Source organism: Plantactinospora siamensis (assembly GCF_042434095.1).
Lineage (GTDB): Bacteria > Actinomycetota > Actinomycetes > Mycobacteriales > Micromonosporaceae > KBS50.
Map to the genome: position 1 here is coordinate 44,854 of NZ_JBHLUE010000020.1, position 16,444 is coordinate 61,297.

Annotated in this window: 14 protein-coding genes; 4 read left to right on the forward strand and 10 right to left on the reverse strand. The window is 73.3% G+C overall.

Features of this window, described 5'->3' with window-relative positions:
- Window positions 1-53 precede the first annotated feature (53 nt).
- The 3 genes from ACFFHU_RS24470 to ACFFHU_RS24480 are packed head-to-tail and all read right to left on the reverse strand — an operon-like array spanning window position 54 to window position 3,359.
- Window positions 54-980, reverse strand: a complete 927-nt coding sequence (locus tag ACFFHU_RS24470; protein WP_377342572.1) for a carbohydrate ABC transporter permease — start codon at window positions 978-980, stop codon at window positions 54-56.
- A 40-nt stretch (window positions 981-1,020) separates the two neighbouring features.
- Window positions 1,021-1,998 carry a carbohydrate ABC transporter permease gene (locus tag ACFFHU_RS24475; RefSeq protein ID WP_377342573.1) on the reverse strand — a complete coding sequence of 326 codons (978 nt, stop codon included), beginning with the start codon at window positions 1,996-1,998 and terminating at the stop codon, window positions 1,021-1,023.
- 5 nt (window positions 1,999-2,003) lie between these two features.
- Window positions 2,004-3,359 (reverse strand): extracellular solute-binding protein, encoded by a 1,356-nt coding sequence (locus ACFFHU_RS24480; RefSeq protein WP_377342574.1) that lies wholly within the window; start codon window positions 3,357-3,359, stop codon window positions 2,004-2,006.
- 258 nt (window positions 3,360-3,617) lie between these two features.
- Between ACFFHU_RS24480 and ACFFHU_RS24485 the strand changes: the two genes are divergently transcribed.
- Complete coding sequence (locus ACFFHU_RS24485; RefSeq protein WP_377342575.1) at window positions 3,618-4,277, forward strand: DUF6766 family protein; 660 nt, start codon at window positions 3,618-3,620, stop codon at window positions 4,275-4,277.
- Between the two features lie 69 nt (window positions 4,278-4,346).
- Here the strand turns inward: ACFFHU_RS24485 and ACFFHU_RS24490 are convergent, their stop codons facing one another.
- The 4 genes from ACFFHU_RS24490 to ACFFHU_RS24505 all read right to left on the reverse strand — a co-directional run bounded on the left by ACFFHU_RS24490 (window position 4,347) and on the right by ACFFHU_RS24505 (window position 7,770).
- On the reverse strand, window positions 4,347-4,982 hold the full coding sequence (locus tag ACFFHU_RS24490) for a DUF3618 domain-containing protein (protein ID WP_377342576.1): 636 nt from the start codon (window positions 4,980-4,982) through the stop codon (window positions 4,347-4,349).
- Window positions 4,982-5,467: a phage holin family protein gene (locus tag ACFFHU_RS24495; protein WP_377342577.1), complete on the reverse strand. Its 486-nt coding sequence runs from the start codon at window positions 5,465-5,467 to the stop codon at window positions 4,982-4,984. The genes ACFFHU_RS24490 and ACFFHU_RS24495 overlap by 1 nt, the downstream gene beginning before the upstream one ends.
- Complete coding sequence (locus ACFFHU_RS24500; RefSeq protein ID WP_377342579.1) at window positions 5,464-6,540, reverse strand: hypothetical protein; 1,077 nt, start codon at window positions 6,538-6,540, stop codon at window positions 5,464-5,466. The genes ACFFHU_RS24495 and ACFFHU_RS24500 overlap by 4 nt, the downstream gene beginning before the upstream one ends.
- A gap of 159 nt (window positions 6,541-6,699) precedes the next feature.
- On the reverse strand, window positions 6,700-7,770 hold the full coding sequence (locus ACFFHU_RS24505; protein WP_377342580.1) for an NAD-dependent epimerase/dehydratase family protein: 1,071 nt from the start codon (window positions 7,768-7,770) through the stop codon (window positions 6,700-6,702).
- A 98-nt stretch (window positions 7,771-7,868) separates the two neighbouring features.
- On the opposite strand from ACFFHU_RS24505, the gene ACFFHU_RS24510 reads away from it, so the two are divergent.
- Window positions 7,869-8,726, forward strand: a complete 858-nt coding sequence (locus ACFFHU_RS24510) for a DedA family protein (RefSeq protein WP_377342581.1) — start codon at window positions 7,869-7,871, stop codon at window positions 8,724-8,726.
- A 104-nt stretch (window positions 8,727-8,830) separates the two neighbouring features.
- Here the strand turns inward: ACFFHU_RS24510 and ACFFHU_RS24515 are convergent, their stop codons facing one another.
- A complete protein-coding gene (locus tag ACFFHU_RS24515) occupies window positions 8,831-9,004 on the reverse strand; it encodes a hypothetical protein (RefSeq protein WP_377342582.1) in 174 nt (57 codons plus the stop codon).
- Window positions 9,005-9,253: 249 nt separating this feature from the next.
- Here ACFFHU_RS24515 and ACFFHU_RS24520 point away from each other — a divergent pair, with 249 nt between their 5' ends.
- The gene (locus tag ACFFHU_RS24520; protein WP_377342583.1) at window positions 9,254-11,179 is read left to right on the forward strand and encodes an acyltransferase family protein; all 1,926 of its coding nucleotides are present in this window, start codon (window positions 9,254-9,256) and stop codon (window positions 11,177-11,179) included.
- Between the two features lie 247 nt (window positions 11,180-11,426).
- Here the strand turns inward: ACFFHU_RS24520 and ACFFHU_RS24525 are convergent, their stop codons facing one another.
- Together ACFFHU_RS24525 and ACFFHU_RS24530 are read right to left on the reverse strand one after the other, a co-directional pair.
- The gene (locus tag ACFFHU_RS24525; RefSeq protein ID WP_377342584.1) at window positions 11,427-12,872 is read right to left on the reverse strand and encodes an alpha-amylase; all 1,446 of its coding nucleotides are present in this window, start codon (window positions 12,870-12,872) and stop codon (window positions 11,427-11,429) included.
- Window positions 12,873-13,144: 272 nt separating this feature from the next.
- Window positions 13,145-14,164 carry an SDR family oxidoreductase gene (locus tag ACFFHU_RS24530; protein ID WP_377342585.1) on the reverse strand — a complete coding sequence of 340 codons (1,020 nt, stop codon included), beginning with the start codon at window positions 14,162-14,164 and terminating at the stop codon, window positions 13,145-13,147.
- A gap of 536 nt (window positions 14,165-14,700) precedes the next feature.
- On the opposite strand from ACFFHU_RS24530, the gene ACFFHU_RS24535 reads away from it, so the two are divergent.
- On the forward strand, window positions 14,701-16,419 hold the full coding sequence (locus tag ACFFHU_RS24535; protein ID WP_377342586.1) for a B12-binding domain-containing radical SAM protein: 1,719 nt from the start codon (window positions 14,701-14,703) through the stop codon (window positions 16,417-16,419).
- Window positions 16,420-16,444 lie beyond the last annotated feature (25 nt).

Genomic DNA, 16,444 nt, shown 5'->3' on the forward strand with positions numbered 1-16,444 from the left:
CCGGTCCCGACCAGCCTGCGGCCTCCCCGGCCGGGAAGGTCAAGGGGTGGGCCTCACCCCTTGCGGCCGCCGGTGGCGATGCCCTCCACGAAGTGCCTCTGGGCCAGGAAGAACAGGATGATCATCGGTACGGTGGCGATCACGCTGCCGGCGAGGACGACCTCCCACTGCTGGTGGTCGCCGCCGTACCCGAACCGGTCGAGGATCACCTTGAGCCCGCGCGGAAGCGTGTAGAGGTGTTCGTTGCGCAGGTAGATCAGCGGCTTCATCAGGTCGGTCCAGCTGGCCTTGAACTCGAAGATGAAGGTGACCAGCAGCGCGGGCCGGATCAGCGGGAACGCCATCCGCCAGAACAGCTTCGGGTAGCTGGCGCCGTCCACGAGGGCCGCCTCGAAGTACTCCCGGGGCAGCGACAGCAGGAACTGCCGGAGCAGGAAGATGTAGAACGCCGAGCCGAACAGGTTGCCGGCCCACAGCGGCACCTGGGTGTCGACCAGGCCGAGCTTCGACCAGATCAGGTACGTGGGGATCATGGTGACCGCGAACGGCAGCATCATGGTGGCCAGCACCAGCCCGAACAGGATGTTCCGGCCGGGGAACCGGAAGTAGGCGAAGCCGAACGCCACCCAGGCGCTGGACAGCGTCACCGCGGTGGCCGCCGCCACCGCGACCACGAGGCTGTTGCCCAGCCAGGTGAGCAGCGGCGCGGCCTGCCAGACCGTCTGGTAGTTCTCCGGGGCGAACGGCACCGGCAGCAGGCTGGTGCCGAAGACGTACGCCCGGGGCCGCAGGGACGCCGAGACCAGCCAGACGAACGGCACCAGGAAGACCACCGACGCGGCCACCAGCGCCACCACGTACGGCAACCGTCGCCACCAGGGCCGGTCGGCGCCCGCCGGCGCCGGCGCCCGTTCGGGGCGTACCGGCTGGGCCTCCCCCGCCGCGCCGACCGCCACCGCCTGCTCGACCGCCGCGCTCATCGGCGCTCCCTTCCCGGTACGGAACCCGGCCCGCCGCCCGTCACTCCGCGCCCTCGTAGAAGACGAACCGGCGGGACAACCGGACCTGGATCAGCGTGATGATGCCGATGACCACGAACAGCACCCAGGCCATCGCCGAGGCGAAGCCCATGTGCAGGAACTGGAAGGCCTCCTGGAACAGCCGGATGACGTAAAAGCTGGCCGCGTCGCTGTTGAAGGAGTCGGCGTTCTGCCGGTTGCCGAAGTACATGGTGTAGACCTCGGTGAACATCTGCAGCGCCGCGATGGTGTTCACGACCAGGGTGAAGAACAGCGCCCCGGAGATCATCGGCAGCGTGACGTGCCAGAACCGCGCCCACGCCCCCGCGCCGTCCAGGTCGGCGGCCTCGTACAGGTCCTTCGGCACGTTCTGCAGCGCGGCGAGGTAGATGATCACGCTGGAGCCGAGGCTCCACAGGCTCATCAGCACGATGCCGGGCATCACCCAGTGCGGGTCGGTGGTCCAGTTCGGGCCGTCGACGCCGATGAACCCGAGCGCCCGGTTGACCAGCCCGACCTGGCTGTTGAGCAGCAGCAGGAACAGCACACCGACGGCCACCGCGGGGGTCATCACCGGCAGGTAGAAGACGGTACGGAAGAAGCCCTGCAGCCGGCCCACCCGCTTGAGCAGCAGGGCGAGGCCCAGCGAGATCGCCATGGCCAGCGGCACGTGCAGCAGGGTGTAGTAAATGGTGTTGGTGAGGCTGCGCAGCACCGCCGGGTCGGAGGCCAGCCGGCGGTAGTTGTCCAGCCCGGTGTACCGCGGCGCGTTGATCACGTCGTAGTCGGTGAAGCTCAGCCACAGGCTGGCCAGCATGGGACCGGCATAGAAGATCAGGAAGCCGATGATCCAGGGCGCCAGGAACACGAGCGCCCAGCGCGCCTCCCGGCGCGCCGTCGGCGTCATCCGACGCCGACGGCGCGGCACGGTGGCGCCGCCGGCCGCCGGGGCGGCGCTGGTGGCGGTGGCGGTGGCCATCGCGGCTACTTCGCCGCCCGGCTCAGCGCCGCGGTGGCTTCCTGCTGGGCCCGGTTGAGCGAGGCGGCCGGCTGGGCCTGCCCGGACAGCACCCGGTTCACCGCGTCGGTCCAGGCCTTGTCGAACTCGGCGCCGGCCGGGGAGGCCGGGATCGTGAACGCGTTCTCCTGGGCGGACCGGATGGTGGCCACGGCGTCGTCGAACCGCTTGTCACCGCTGGGCTTGTACAGCTCGTCGAAGATGCGCTTGTCGGCGTTGACGTTGGCCGTGTACAGGCCGGTGAAGGGCAGGTTCTTGGCCTGCCGGGCGGCCACCCGGGCCTTCGCGGCGGCCAGCCAGGTGTCGGTGGCCGTCATGGTCTTGGCAAAGGCGCAGGCGGCGTCGGCGTTCTTCGCGCCCTTCGGGATGGCCCACGCCTGGCCGTTGGCCATGGTCAGCGGCTTGCCCTGGCGGTCGACGAACGGCTTGACCGCGAACTGGGCCTTCGGGGTGTTCTGGGCGATCTGGTTGAGGAACCAGTCCTCCATCGGCCAGATGCCGACCTGGTCCAGCGCCAGCGGGTTCTTGGCGCCGAACAAGTCGAAGGTGTCCCGGAAGCCCTTGAACGCGCCCCAGCCGCCCTGCGCCTGGATCAGCGAGGCGCCGTACTGCACCGCCTCGACCACCTTCGGGTCGGTGAGGTTCGGCGTCTTGCCGTCCGCGGACAGCATCTCGGCGCCGTTGGCCTTCACCCACATGGGCAGGAACTCGGGGATCTTCGGGTCGACGCCGATCCGGCTGAGCTTGGCGCCGGACTTCTTGGCCAGCTTGGTGTTGAGCTGCGCCAGCGCGTTCCAGTCGGCCAGGTTGACCTGGTCGTCCGAGATACCGGCGGACTTGAGCGCCGTCTCGTTGAGGTAGAACACCCGGGAGATGGAGAACTCCGGGATGCCGTACACCGTTCCGTCGATGGTGACCTGCGCCTTGGCGTCCGGCCGGTACTGGTTCATGTCGATGCCCTGCTTGCCGACGCAGTCGGTCAGCGGCTGGATCGACCCTCGCTTCGCGTACGTCCCGATCAGCTTGCGGTCCAGGTAGACCAGGTCCGGCGGGTTGCCGCCGGCCACGGCCGAGAGGAACTGCTGCTCGTCGAAGCTACCCTCGGTGATGGTCAGCTTGACGTCGGGGTTGGCCTGCTTGAAGGTGTCGACCCGGGTCTTGGCGATCTCGTCGGAGAGACCGAAGCCCATCGTGGTCAACGCGCCCGAGCCGCTCTTGCCGCCGCCGCTGTCCCCGCCGCCACCGACCCCGCCGCACCCCGCGGCCGTACCGGCCAGGGCCACCGTCAGCGCCAAAGCCGCGTAACGCCTCGTGCCTCTCACCCGTTACCTCCATGTCGTGGGGACCGACTCGGGCAACTACCACTGATTGCACCCCAACAAACTCCTATCTGGAGATCTGACCCAGTCGTGACCAGGTCGTTATCCGTCGGTCCCTGGACCGGCGTCGGGTCGCCGCGGCACGCCGACCGTGGCCGGTCGGTGGCGCCGCGACGCGCCGGGGCAAGAATGCGGTAAGGCCGGCGGGGGCATACTCGTCCGGCGCCGGCGTGCGGAACGACCGGCGAGAGGAGGTACGCCATGCCCGAACGGCTGCGCGATCACGGGCTGACCATCGCGATGCTCGGCGCGTTCGTCATATTCGCCACCCTGCAGGCCATCTTCGGCTGGCAGGTGCACAACGAGGAGTTGGTGCAGTACGGGCGGCACGCCCAGACGCTGCTGCAATACCTGGGCACCGGCCACTTCGCCGAGGCCATCTTCGAGAACTGGGAGTCGGAGTTCCTGCAGATGGGCGGGTACGTCCTGCTCACCGCCCATCTGGTGCAGCGCGGCTCGGGAGAGTCGAAGCCGCTGGACCAGACCGACCGCCCGGACGACCGGCGCTCGCACGCCGGCCCCGACGCGCCCTGGCCGGTGCGGGTCGGTGGCCTGCCGCTGGTGGTCTACCGCAACAGCCTCTCCATCGCCCTGCTGCTGATTTTCCTCGGCTCGTTCCTGGGCCACCTGTTGGGCGGCGTGGCCGACTACAACGAGCAGCAGCTGCTGGAGTCGGGGGCCGCGCCCATCAGCGCCTGGCAGTTCCTGGGCACCAGCGACTTCTGGTTCCAGTCGATGCAGAACTGGCAGAGCGAGTTCCTGGCCGTCGGCGTCCTCGTGCTGCTGAGCATCGTGCTGCGCCAGCACGGCTCGCCGGAGTCCAAGCCGGTCACCGCGCCGCACGCCATGACCGGCAGCTGAGCGCCCGGCCACCGGCACGGATGGGCGGTACGGCCGAGGCCGTACCGCCCATCCGGGGTGTCGCCTGGGTCAGGACCGGATCTCGTCCCGGGCGTCCTGGGCGTGGTCGCGGACCTCGCCGGCCTGGTTGCGGCCCTCGTCCTTGACGTTGTCGACGGCCTCGCTGGCGCGGTCCTTCACCGACTGCGCCGCCTGCTGCGCGGGCTGGGACAGGTTGTCCTTGAGCTCGTGCGCCACCTCGCTCGCCTTCTCCTTGAGGGTGTCGGAGTGCTCCTGCACGCCCTCCTTGAGCCGCTGCGCGGCCTGCTGCTCCCGCTCGCTCGCCGGCAGCAGCGAGGAGACCAGCCAGCCGACGCCGAAGGCGATCAGCCCGGCCGCGAGCGGGTTGCCCTGGGCCTGCCGGCGTACCGCCTGCGGCGCCCGCTGCGCGGCGTCGCCGACCTGGGACGCGGCGTCGCCCACACTCGACGCCGCCGAGGAGGCCTTGTCCTGCAGCGTGCCGGCCGCGGAGTGACCGGTGTCGCCCACCTGGTGCGCGCTTCCCATGATCTTGTCCTTCACGTTGTACAGGGCGCCGCGCGCCCGCTGCTTACGGTCCTCGACGATCCGCTGCGGGCTCGCCTTGTAGGCCAGCGCGTCCACGTCGTTGCTCAGGCTCTGGCGGGTGGCCTCGATCTCCCGCCGGATCTGCTCCGGGTCCGTCATCAGATACCTCCTCGGTCGGGCTTGAGGGCGTCGGGAACCTGCTTCACCGTCTCGGTGGTCCGGGGCAGCCCGCGGACGTTCTTCATCTGAGTACGCGCCCGGCTGTACAGCACCGCGCCGATGACGGCCCAGATAATCGCGACGATCAGCGCGGCCCAGCCCTGGTCCATCACGTTGGACAGGCCCCACCACAGCGCGTGCGACAGGAACAGCAGGACGAGGAACCCGGCCACGCCGGCCGCGCCGAACATGCCGGCCGCCTTGCCGGCCTTGCTCCCCTCCTCGCGCAGCTCGGCCTTGGCCAGCTCGACCTCCTGGCGGACCAGCGTGGACAGGTCCCGGGTGACCTCGCCCATCAGGTCGCCGAAGGACCGGCCGTGCACGTCCGGCGGCCCGGAGTCGAAGCCGGCGCCGGCCACGTGGTCGGTCGACCCGGCGTAGCCGGCGGGCTCGGTGTAGCCGCCCGGAGCGCCCGGGGCGGTCATGCGCGCCGGCCCTGTGCGTCGGTGCCGTCGCCGTACCGGCCCTCGTCGGCCGGTCCGTAGCCGGTGGGCTCGGCGCCGTACCCGGCCTGCCCGCCGGCGGGCGGGTTCTCGTAGCCGGTCGGGACGGTCGGCTCGTAGCCGGTGCCGCCCACCGTGCCGCCGGCGTCGGCGTAGCCGGCCCCGGTCTCGGGAGCGCCGGCGTAGCCCGCGGCGGTCCCCGGCGCGTAGCTGGCGCCCGCGGCGTTCGAGGAGTAGACCCCGCCGCCCGGCACCGGCTCCTCGAAGGTGGGCGTGGGCATGCCGGCCGGCCGGGCCGCCTCGGAGTAGCCCGCGCCGCCGTAGCCGGCGCCCGAACCGGCGGTGTAGCCAGCGCCCGAACCGGCGGTGTAGCCGGCGCCCGAACCGGCGGTGTAGCCGGCGCCCGAGCCGTTGTAGCCGGCGCCCGCGGCGTTGTAGCCGCCGCCCTGGCCGGCCGAGCCGGAGCCACCGTTCGAGGCGGCTGCCACGTTCTTGGTCAGCCGGCCGGCCAGCACGCCCAGCACGGCCGCGCCGGCCAGGAAGGCAAGCGGGTGCTGCCGGGCATAGCCGCGGACGTCCTCCACCAGGTGGCCCGGCTCGCGGTTCTCCAGCCAGTCGGCCACGCCGTCGATCCGGCCGCTCGCCTGGCGGACCAGCTCCGTGGCGGGACCGGCCGACTCGGACCGGTCGGTCATCGAGCGCAGCTCGGCGCCGATGCCGCGCAGGCCGGAGGCGGCCCGCTGCTGCTGCTGCCGTGCCTGGCCGTGCAGCTGGCCCTTCGCCTCGCCCAGCAGGTCCCGCGCCTGGGCCTTGGCCTCGTGCGCGACCTCGCGGCCCTCCTGCTTGGCCGTCTGCGCCACCTCGCCACCGGCCTGAGCCGCGTGCTGGCCCACCTGCTTGCCCTGCTCGGTCACCTGCTCACGGGTGGAACCGTCGACACCGGCGCCGGTGTCCACTGTGGTGTCCGCCGGGTAGCCGGGGTCCACGGGCTGGCCGTAGGTCGCCGAGGTCGGCGGGTAGCCCTGTCGGGAAACGGGGGTCGTCGGATCAGTCATCGAGGGTTCCTCCACTGCCGCGTCAATTTCAAAGGGGGCGAGGCACCGGTCGTGCCGCAACGTCCCTATCCCTGCCCACCGCGGCGCGGTCCATGCGTACCGGGCGTAACTAATTGAGCGACGGCAAGCAATATCCGGTGAACCGTCCCAATCGTCCGCTCAGGCGGGGTCGCGATGGCCGGGCAGCCCGCCGAGCAGGCGGCGGCGGACCGCGCCGGCCGGCCGCATCGGCGCGCTGGCCGTGCCGGTCCCGGTGGCCATGCCGGCGATGACCTCCCGGACGGCCTGCCGGGCGTCCCGGGCCGGGCGCCAGCCCAGCACCTCGGCGGCGCGGCCGCAGTCCATCAGCGGAACCGCGGCGGCCAGGTCGACCCAGCCCGGCTCGGTGGGCTGCAGCCGGGCCCGCCACGCGGCGCCGGCCAGCAGCCGCAGCGCCGACACGGGAACCGGCACCGGCCGGCCACCGAACTCGTCGGCCAGCGTCGGCCCGTCCAGCACCGGCTCGGTGGCGATGTTGAACGCGCCGGTGGCGCCGGTCCGCAGCGCCCGCAGGTACGCCTCGGCGGCGTCGTCGGCATGCACGCACTGGGCCCGCAGCCGGCGGCTGGCCGGCACCACCGGGATCCGGCCACGGCGCAGCAGCGAGACCGGCACCAGCGGGCCGAGGAAATAGCGGGCGATCTCCGCGCCCGCGTCCCGCTGGAAGACCAGGCCCATCCGTAGCCGGGCCACCTTCAGGTCCGGATCGTCCCGCTCGGCGCCGTCGAGCAGGTCCTCCACGGCGGCCTTGTCGACGCTGTAGCCGGACCGCCGCACGCCGGTGTGCGGCCAGCTCTCGTCGACGAGCCGGTCCTTCGGGCCGGGGGCGTAGGTGCCGACCGACGAGGCGTACACCAGCCGGTGCACGCCGGCCGCGCGCATGGCGGCCAGCAGGTGGGCAGTGCCGGTCACGTTCGTCCGCCGCAGCCGCTCCCGGTCGTGGCTCGGCTGGATCTGCCAGGCCAGGTGCACCACGGCATCCACCCCGGCCAGCCAGCCGGCGAGCCGGTCCGGCGCCGCCGGATCGCCCAGGTCCACGGCATGCCAGCGGGCCAGGTCGTACGGCTGTCCCGCGCCGGGCACCGGCGGACGGCGGGCCAGGCCGACCACCTCCAGGTCGGTCTCTGCCGCCAGCCGCCGCAGCAGGGCGGTCCCGACGTTGCCGGTGGCTCCCGTGATCGCGATGCGCATGTGCGGGCGGTACCCCAGCGAACGGGTGATATGCGCCTCCGCGCCCGGTCGACCCCGGGAAGCGGTTCGGTAGGGTGCCCTCAGCGGAGGGAGACGCGGTGCACCACGTGGAGGCTTGGCTCGGGACGCTGCCTGCAATCGGCGTCTATCTGCTCGTCGGGCTGGTGATCGGCGTCGAGAGCATGGGCGTACCGCTGCCCGGGGAGATCGTCCTGGTCAGCGCCGCGCTGCTGGCCGCGGCCGGGGTGGTCGGCCCGGAGGGGGTGGCCATCGCCGCGGCGGCCGGCGCCATCGTCGGGGATTCCGTCGGGTACGCCGCGGGCCGGCGCGGCGGACGTCCACTGCTCGACCGGCTGGGCCGGCGCTTCCCCCGGCACCTGGGGCCGGAGCAGATCGACCGGGCCGAGCGGCTGTTCGCCCGGTGGGGCGTCTGGGCGGTGTTCCTCGGCCGGTTCGTGGCGCTGCTGCGCATCCTCGCCGGGCCGCTGGCCGGCGCGCTGCGGGTGCCGTACCGGCGCTTCCTGCTGGCCAACGCGGCCGGCGGGGTGATCTGGGCGGGCGGCACCACCTATCTGATCTATTCGGTGGGCCGGGTGGCCGAGCGGTGGCTCAAGGACCTGTCCTGGGTCGCGCTCGGGGTGGCGATCCTGGCCGGCGTGGGCAGCACCCTCTGGCTTCGGCACCGGGCCGGTCGGGCCGGCCCGGCGGGCCACCGGCCGGCCCAGGATGCCCGTGATGCCGGGAATGTCGGGCCGGCCGGGCATGTTGTGCCCCCGGACGACCGAACGGGCCACGACGGGACCGGAACCGTACCGGTCGCGGCGGCCCGCCCGGGCGAGTCGGCCACCGGGCCGACCGGATCCGCCGCTCCGAGCGGGTCCGCCGCACAGCCGGCCGGCTCGGCCGGCCGCTCGACCGGATCCGGAAGTTCCCCGGAGGGGCCATCGGCCGGTTGATCAACACCAGCTGATCGCCGGCCGGGGATTCGGCCGGCGACCAGCACCGGAGGATGCGATCAGCGCCGGCGGACCACCCCCGGGGTGGCGGTCCGGGCCGGGGCTCAGCGCCAGCGCCGCGACCGGGACTTCTTTGCCGGGCGGATCATGTCGGCGGCCTGGTTGAGCAGGCCGCTGGTCCGCGAGGGGCCGCGGCGCTTCTCGATCGCCCGGCTGAGCCCCCGGGCCCCGGCCGCGGCCAGCGGCAGGGCGACGGCGGTGATCGCAAACCGCTTCATCAGCATCTTCATATCGTTTCTCCAGGTTCGCCGGCTTACATGGGGCGACTGGATGTACCCCGTACCGGGAGCGCTCATGCCGACTACGCCACAAGGGCCACGCCAGCACCGGGACCGGCGCGGCGCCGCCGCGCCGGTCGGCCGGTCGTCCGGTGCCGCCGGGCGCGGCGCGGGCGGGCGGCCGGACCGGGTGGGTTTTCCCGCTCGTCCGGCCGGGCAATGCTTCTCACGCTCGGACGGGAGGCTCTCATGACACCGGACGCGGTCACCGCCACGCCGGTGCCCGACCGCGACAGTCCGGCGCCGGCCCGTGCCGCGGGCCGGGACCGCTACCTCGACCTGTGGCGCGCCGCCGCGCTCGGCCGGGTGGTGATCTACCACGTCTTCGGCTGGCTCTGGCTGACCGTCCTGTTCCCCGCCATGGGGCTGATGTTCGCGCTCGCCGGGTCGCTCATGGCCAGCTCGCTGGACCGCACCGGTCCGGCCGCGGTGGGCCGCCGGATGCGCCGGCTGCTGCCGCCGCTGTGGGCGTTCGGGGCGATCGCCGTACCGCTGCTGCTGCTCACCGGGTGGCGGGCCCGGCCGGCCGGCGGGCTCGGCTGGGGCGAGCTGCTGTGGTGGGTGCTGCCCGTCCGGACCCCGCCGGTGGGCGACCAGGCCTGGGCGTGGGCGTTCAACGTGGTGCTCTGGTACATCGTCACGTACCTCTGGCTCGTCCTGCTGTCCCCCATGCTGCTGGCCCTGTTCCGGCGGTGGCCGTGGCCCACGGTGGCGGTGGCCGCGCTGCTGCCGGTGCTGGCCCGGTTCGACATCGCCCGGCTGGACGGCTACTTCGCGGAGCAGGCCACGAACGTCTCCAGCTACCTGGCCTGCTGGCTGCTGGGCTTCGCGCACCACGACGGCCTGCTGCGCCGGATCCCGGCCCGCCGGTACGCCGCCGCGGTGGCCGGGCTGGCCGTCGCCGGCGCCGCCTGGATCATCCTGGACGGCGTGCACGCCGGCGTGTACGACCTCAACCGCATCGAGGGCGGCAACACGCTGTGGTCGATGGCCTTCGTGGCCACGGTCCTGCGGTTCCGGCCCACGCTGGCCTGGTTGGCCCGGGTCCGGCCGCTGAGCCGCGCGGTCGAGCTGCTCAACGCGCGCGCGGTGACCGTGTACCTCTGGCACCTGCCCGTGGGGATGGTGGCGGCGCTGCTGCTGACCCCCGTGGACACCCACAACTACTGGGCCAACGTGGCGATCCGGATCACCGTCGTCTGGGCGCTGCTCGCCGTACCGGTGGGGCTCTTCGGATGGGTCGAGGACGTGGCGGCCCGGCGGCGGCCGGCGATCCTGCCGCCGAGCGCCCTCCCCTGGACCCGGCCGGCGGCGACGGTGCCCGGGTGGTCGCTCCGGACGGCGGTGGCCCGTTGGGCGGCGCTGCTCCCCCGACCGGGCCGGAGCGCCCGGGCCGCCGCGGAGCCCGCGCTGTCGGGCGCGGAGCTGGCGCTGTCGCGGGCGGAGCCGGCGCTGTCGCGGGCGGAGCCGGCGCTCTCGGGCGCGGAGCCGGCGCTGTCGCGGGCGGAGCCGGCGCTGTCGCGCGGGGCCGAGGGGACGCCGGGACGGTCCCGGACGCGGCTCGGGAACGGCTGGCACCGGGCCATGGTGGGCGGCGTGGCCTGCCTTTCCGTGGTGCTCGCCGGGGCTGCCCTGCACGTGATTCCGGGCCTGCCGGTGCCGCCGTCCCTCCCGGTCGCCCAGGCCGAGACGCCCCGGTACCTCAGCGACCAGGTGCTGGTGCTGGACGACGCCGACGCCGAGACCCCGGGGCTGGTGGCGGTCTCGGCCGCGGCCGGCGACACCGCGGTGACGGTCGGCGGTACGGCGTACCCGAACGCGGTGGTGGCGCGGACCCCAAGCCGGATCAGGGTCCACCCGCCCTCCGGCTGTGACCGGCTGCGGGCGCTCACCGGGATCGGCGGCGACGCCGACGCGGCGGCCCAGGTCACCTTCGCGGTGCAGGCCGACGGCACGACCGTCTTCGACTCCGGGGCGCGGACCGCCGCCGACGGCGCCGCCGAGGTGGACGTGCCGCTGCCGACCAGCACCACCGCGATCGAGCTGGTGGCCACCAGCTCGACCGGACCGGCCTCCGCCGTCTGGGCCGACGCCCACTTCCTCTGCGCCTCCTGACCCACCTCCCCCGCCGGTCGGCGGTGTGGCGGCGGGCGGCGATCGGCCGGCGGGCGGTCGGCAGCGGGCCGATCGGCGGGCGACGGGCGGCCGGCGGGCGGGAGTGGGCCGATCGCCGAGCGACCTCGGTCGGCGAGCGACCGCGGTCGGCGGGCGGCCGGGTTGATCACGGGCTCCACCGCGGGCCGGACGAGCCGGAACGCGCGGTGGAGCCCATGATCAAGGCCGGACGACGCGCGGGTGGGTGTCAGGCGTAGAGGGCGATGGCGTCGTTGGCGCCGACGGTGGCGGTGAACCGGCCCGAGCCGTCGACCGAGTACGTCGGTCCGGTGCAGCCGCCGCCGCTGCGGTCCCCGTGCTGCACGTCGCAGTACGTGCCGGCCGGCAGCGAGGTCTGGAACGTCTGCGTCACCGCGAACGACTCGTGGTTGATCGCCACGTACCCCCGGTTGCCCCGGCCGAAGGCGATCGCCTGGTAGCCGTTGGACCACCAGTTGGTCACCCCGGTGCCCGCCACGGCGTTGCGGAAGCCGACCATGTTGGCGATCTGCCGCCACGCGTGCTGGCACTTCCAGCCGTTGCTGAAGCAGGCGCTCACGGCGCCACCGTTCGGCGGCCCCGCGTCGATGTCGGAGAACTCATAGCCGGAGTAGACGTTCGGCGCGCCGTACGGCCAGGCCAGCATGTACACGTTGGCCAGCGTGTAGGTGGCGTTGTACTTGTAGTTGAGCGTCGAGCCGTTTCGCTCGGTGTCCCAGTTGTCGACGAAGGTGCGGGCCTTGCCGCTGGGCAGGTAGCCCCAGGACTGGCCCCAGTTGTTCAGGTACGCGAGCCGCTCGCTGGTGAAGATCCGCTTGAGGTCGTACGCGGCGCGGAACTCGTCCACGTCGCCGTTGCCGGTGTACTCGTCGGGCTGCACGGCCTCGCCGGCGCCGTAGATGACCTCCTGCACCCAGAAGACGCCCGGGTTGGACAGCTTGCTCTTGATCGCGGCCAGGTCGCCGGCCGCGATGTGCTTGGCCCCGTCGATCCGGAAACCGTCCACGCCCATCGACAGCAGGCTGTTCAGGTAGCCGGCGATCCGGCCCCGCACATAGTCGCTGCCGGTGTCCAGGTCGGCGAGGTTGACCAGCTCGCAGTTCTGCACGTTGCTCCGGTCGGCGTAGTTGCTCACCGGGCTGTGGCAGGAGTGGAAGTCCTGCACCTGGTAGTACCCGGGATAGTCGTACTTGGTGTAGCTCGAGCCGCCGGTGCCGGTGCCGGAGCCCGCGGTCATGTGGTTGACCACGGCGTCGGCGATCACCTTGACGCCGGCAGCGTGGCAGGCGTTGACCATGTTCCGGAACGAGGACCCGTCGCCGAGCCGGCCGGCGATCCGGTACGACACCGGCTGGTACGACGTCCACCACTGACCGCCCTGGATGTGCTCCTGCGGCGGCGACACCTCGACCAGGCCGTACCCCTTGGGGCCCAGCGTCGAGGAGCAGGCGGTGGCGACCGAGTCGTACCGCCATTCGAAGAGCGTGGCGGTGACGTCGCGGGCGCCGGGCGGCGAGGCCAGCGCGGGCTGGTCGGGCGAGCGGGCCGCGACGGTCCAGCCGGCGGTCGCGAGGACGGCCGCGGCCGCGAGGCCGGCGAGGGTACGACGACGCCGGCCGGCGAACCGGCCGGGTCTGGGCACGACGGTGTGCATGACTGCCTCCGGGGGAAGGGGCGGGCTTCGACCGCGCCGCGCCGCGGCGGATCGACGCCACGACGCACGCCGGTCACGCCCCCGCACAGCGCCTGCAAAGTTTCTGCAAGATTGATGAAACTTGCTGGAAACTTGTGAACGGACTTTAAGGTGCGGAGGCACCGTCGTCAATAGACGGAGGCAACTCGAATCCCGCCGCGGCCGCGCTTGGATCCGTTAACAAGGGGCCCTTCCTATACCGGAAGCGATAACAAGGGGCCCTTCCTTCGGCGTCAGCGGCGGAGGGCGGCGGCCACGGCGGCGCCGGCCGCACCGGCGGCGACCGCGGACGCGGCCAGCAGCGGGCGGTGCCGGGACAGCCAGACCTGCGGGCTGTGCCCGTGCGCGCGGGCGTCGAAGGCGCCGTGCGCCCCGAAGTCGGTGCCGCGCCCGTCGTCCACCGGGTCCCACAGGTTACTCGGGCGCCGCGGGTCCGCCGGCTCATCGGTCTGCTGCGACCCGAAGCCGGTACGCGCCAGGTAGCGGTCGAGCAGCCCCGGGATCACCCGGTTGGCCAGGATGGTGGCCACCGTCGAGCTGCCCACCCAGTACTCCCGCCGGTTCGGGTGGTCGGCCGCGTGCACGATGGCCCGCGCCACCACCTCGGGCTGGTAGATCGGCGGCACCGGCTGGGCGTGCCGGCTGAGCCGGGACAGCACCCAGCTGAACTGCGGGGTGTTCACGGCCGGAAGGTGCACCTGGGTGACCCGTACGCCGCTGCCCGCGTGCATCAGCTCGGTGCGCAGCGACTCGGTGAACCCCACGATGGCGTGCTTGGCGCCGCAGTAGGCCGACTGCAGCGGGATCGACCGGTAGGCCAGCGCCGAGCCGACCTGCACGATCGTGCCGGAGTCCCGCGGCAGCATCCGGTCCAGCGCGGCCCGGGTGCCGTACACGTAGCCCAGGTAGGTCACCTCGGTCACCCGACGGAACTCCTCCGGGCCGATCTCGACGAACGGGGCGAAGACCGAGGTGAAGGCGTCGTTGATCCACAGGTCGATCGGGCCCAGCTCACCGCTCACCCGCGCCGCCGCGGCCTCCACCTGGGCGTAGTCGGCCATGTCGGTCGGGATCGGCAGCGCCTGGCCACCGGCGGCCCGCACCTCGGCGGCCGCCGCGTCCAGCCCGGTGGACCCGCGGGCCAGCAGGGCTATCCGCATCCCCCGGCCGGCCAGCTCGCGGACGACCGCGCGGCCGACCCCCGCGGTGGCCCCGGTGACGACCGCGACCTGGGACTGGCGCGCCGAGCCCATACCGTCTCCCCTCTCCGGCGAGCAAAGTTCCTGGTCCGGCCCGTCTTCCCGGCCCGACCGCCGGCTAACCTCACCACCGGCCGACCTGGCCACCGCCTGGCCGCGCCGCCGCTCCCCTCGCCGCCGGCCGACCCCGGGCCCCCACCACCGGCGCCCCGGGCCTTACCACCGGCCGGACCCCGGGCCTTACCACCGGCCACCCCGGGCCTCACCACCGCCGGACTCGAGCGCCACCTCCGCCGGACCCGAGCCTCACCACCGGCCGGACCCGAGCCCCACCTCCGGCCGGCCCCGGGCCCCACCACCGGCCGGCCCGGGCCGGCCGGGCATGACGCGGGAAGTGGGGAGGATTGTTGTCGCCCCAGCGGCAACAATCCTCCCCAGTTCGACCCGTCGCCTGCCGTCCGATGGCGAGCCACTTCGTCCAGCCTCCGCGAGATGCCGGTTTCATCCGTGCCTGCCCGGGTATGCGGCCGGCCCGGTGGATGCGGGCGACCGCCCGCGTACCGCACCGGCGGCAGGCGAAGGGGGTGCCCGTGCGCGACCGGCGAGACGACACCGGCGGCGCCGGCCCGGCGCGGCGGGTGCTCGCCGTCTCCCCCCGGTACGCCCGGTCGTTCGGCACCTTCGACCACGCGTTCCCGCTGCTCGGGGTGGCCGCGTTCATGCCGCCGCAGGGGCTGCTCACGGTGGCCGGCTTCCTGCCGCCGCACTGGCCGGTGCGGTTCGTGGACGAGAACGTCCGGCCGCTCACCGACGCCGACCTGGAGTGGGCCGAGATCGTCCTGATCAGCGGCATGCATGTGCAGCGGGAGCGGACCCGCGCCATCGCGGCCCGGGCCGCCGCGCTCGGTCGGGTGTGCGTGCTGGGCGGCCCCTCGGTTTCGGCAGACCCCGACCTGTATCCCGAGGTGGACCTGCTGCACGTCGGTGAGCTCGGGGACGCCACGGTCGAGCTGGTGGCCCGGCTCGGCGCCGACCCCGGCCGGCCCGCCCGGCAGGAGATCTACCGGACCGCCGACCGGCTGCCGCTGGCCGACTTCCCGCAGCCCCGCTACGACCTGATCGATCCGGCCGACTACCTGCTGGCCAGCGTGCAGTTCTCCAGCGGATGCCCGTTCCGGTGCGAGTTCTGCGACATCCCGGCGCTGTACGGCCAGCGGCCCCGGCGAAAGAGCGTGCCGGCCGTGCTCGCCGAGCTGGACGCGCTGCTGGCCCGGGGGAACCCGGGCAGCGTGTACTTCGTCGACGACAACTTCATCGCCGACCCGCGGGCCGCGGTGGAGCTGCTGACCGGGCTCGTGCAGTGGCAACGGGACCGCGGCTATCCGGTGACCTTCGCCTGCGAGGCCACGATGAACCTCGCCAAGCGGACCGACATCCTCGCGAAGATGCGCGAGGCCGCGTTCACCACCGTCTTCATGGGAGTGGAGTCGCCGGATCTGGCCGGGCTGCGGCTGATGCGCAAGACGCAGAACCTTGCCACCCCGCTCGAGGTGGCCGTGGCCACGCTGAATCGGCACGGGCTGGAGGTGGTGGCCGGCATCATCCTCGGGCTGGACACCGACGACGAGCGCTCCGGGCAGCGGGTCCTGGATTTCATCGCGACCACCCGGATCCCGATGCTCACCATCAACCTGCTGCACGCGCTGCCGCGTACCCCGTTGTGGGACCGGCTGTCGGCGGCCGGCCGGATCGTGCCGGCGGAGGCCGGCCGGGAGTCCAACGTGGACTTCCTGCGACCGTACGACGCCGTGGTGGCCGACTGGCGGCGGACGGTGACCACCGCGTTCCGGCCCGAGGCGCTGTACGAGCGGTTCGCCTACCAGCTCACGCACACCTACCCGAACCGGCTGCCCCGGCCGGCGCGCCGGCCCGAGGCCCGGGAGCTGCGGCGCGGGCTGGCCATCCTGGCCCGCACGCTGTGGCATGCCGGCGTACGGTCCGGATACCGCCGCACGTTCTGGCGGACGGCCCGGCCGCTGCTACGCCGGTTGGAGCTGGAGCACCTCGTGCACATCGCGGTGGTGGCGCACCACCTGAGCACGTTCGCGGCCGAGGTGGCCGCCGGCCGAGCCGAGAAGTGCTTCTACAACCCGCGCCCCGAGGACGCCCGGCCGGCCCGTCCGGCCACCCCGACCGCCGCCCTCGGCGGCGACGGCGCGGCCGCCCCCACTCCCGCTCCCGTCGATCCTGAAATTGTGCTGCCGGAAAAAGGGGTGGCAGCCGGCAATCCGCCCACCACGACTCCATGATCGACGGGTGGACCGGACGCGGGTG

Coding starts and splice junctions, on each gene's coding strand:
- ACFFHU_RS24470 (WP_377342572.1), bottom strand. CDS start 980: ATGAGCGCGGCGGTCGAGCAGGCGGTGGCGGTCGGCGCGGCGGGGGAG.
- ACFFHU_RS24475 (WP_377342573.1), bottom strand. CDS start 1,998: ATGGCCACCGCCACCGCCACCAGCGCCGCCCCGGCGGCCGGCGGCGCC.
- ACFFHU_RS24485 (WP_377342575.1), top strand. CDS start 3,618: ATGCCCGAACGGCTGCGCGATCACGGGCTGACCATCGCGATGCTCGGC.
- ACFFHU_RS24490 (WP_377342576.1), bottom strand. CDS start 4,982: ATGACGGACCCGGAGCAGATCCGGCGGGAGATCGAGGCCACCCGCCAG.
- ACFFHU_RS24495 (WP_377342577.1), bottom strand. CDS start 5,467: ATGACCGCCCCGGGCGCTCCGGGCGGCTACACCGAGCCCGCCGGCTAC.
- ACFFHU_RS24500 (WP_377342579.1), bottom strand. CDS start 6,540: ATGACTGATCCGACGACCCCCGTTTCCCGACAGGGCTACCCGCCGACC.
- ACFFHU_RS24505 (WP_377342580.1), bottom strand. CDS start 7,770: ATGCGCATCGCGATCACGGGAGCCACCGGCAACGTCGGGACCGCCCTG.
- ACFFHU_RS24515 (WP_377342582.1), bottom strand. CDS start 9,004: ATGAAGCGGTTTGCGATCACCGCCGTCGCCCTGCCGCTGGCCGCGGCC.
- ACFFHU_RS24520 (WP_377342583.1), top strand. CDS start 9,254: ATGACACCGGACGCGGTCACCGCCACGCCGGTGCCCGACCGCGACAGT.
- ACFFHU_RS24525 (WP_377342584.1), bottom strand. CDS start 12,872: ATGCACACCGTCGTGCCCAGACCCGGCCGGTTCGCCGGCCGGCGTCGT.
- ACFFHU_RS24530 (WP_377342585.1), bottom strand. CDS start 14,164: ATGGGCTCGGCGCGCCAGTCCCAGGTCGCGGTCGTCACCGGGGCCACC.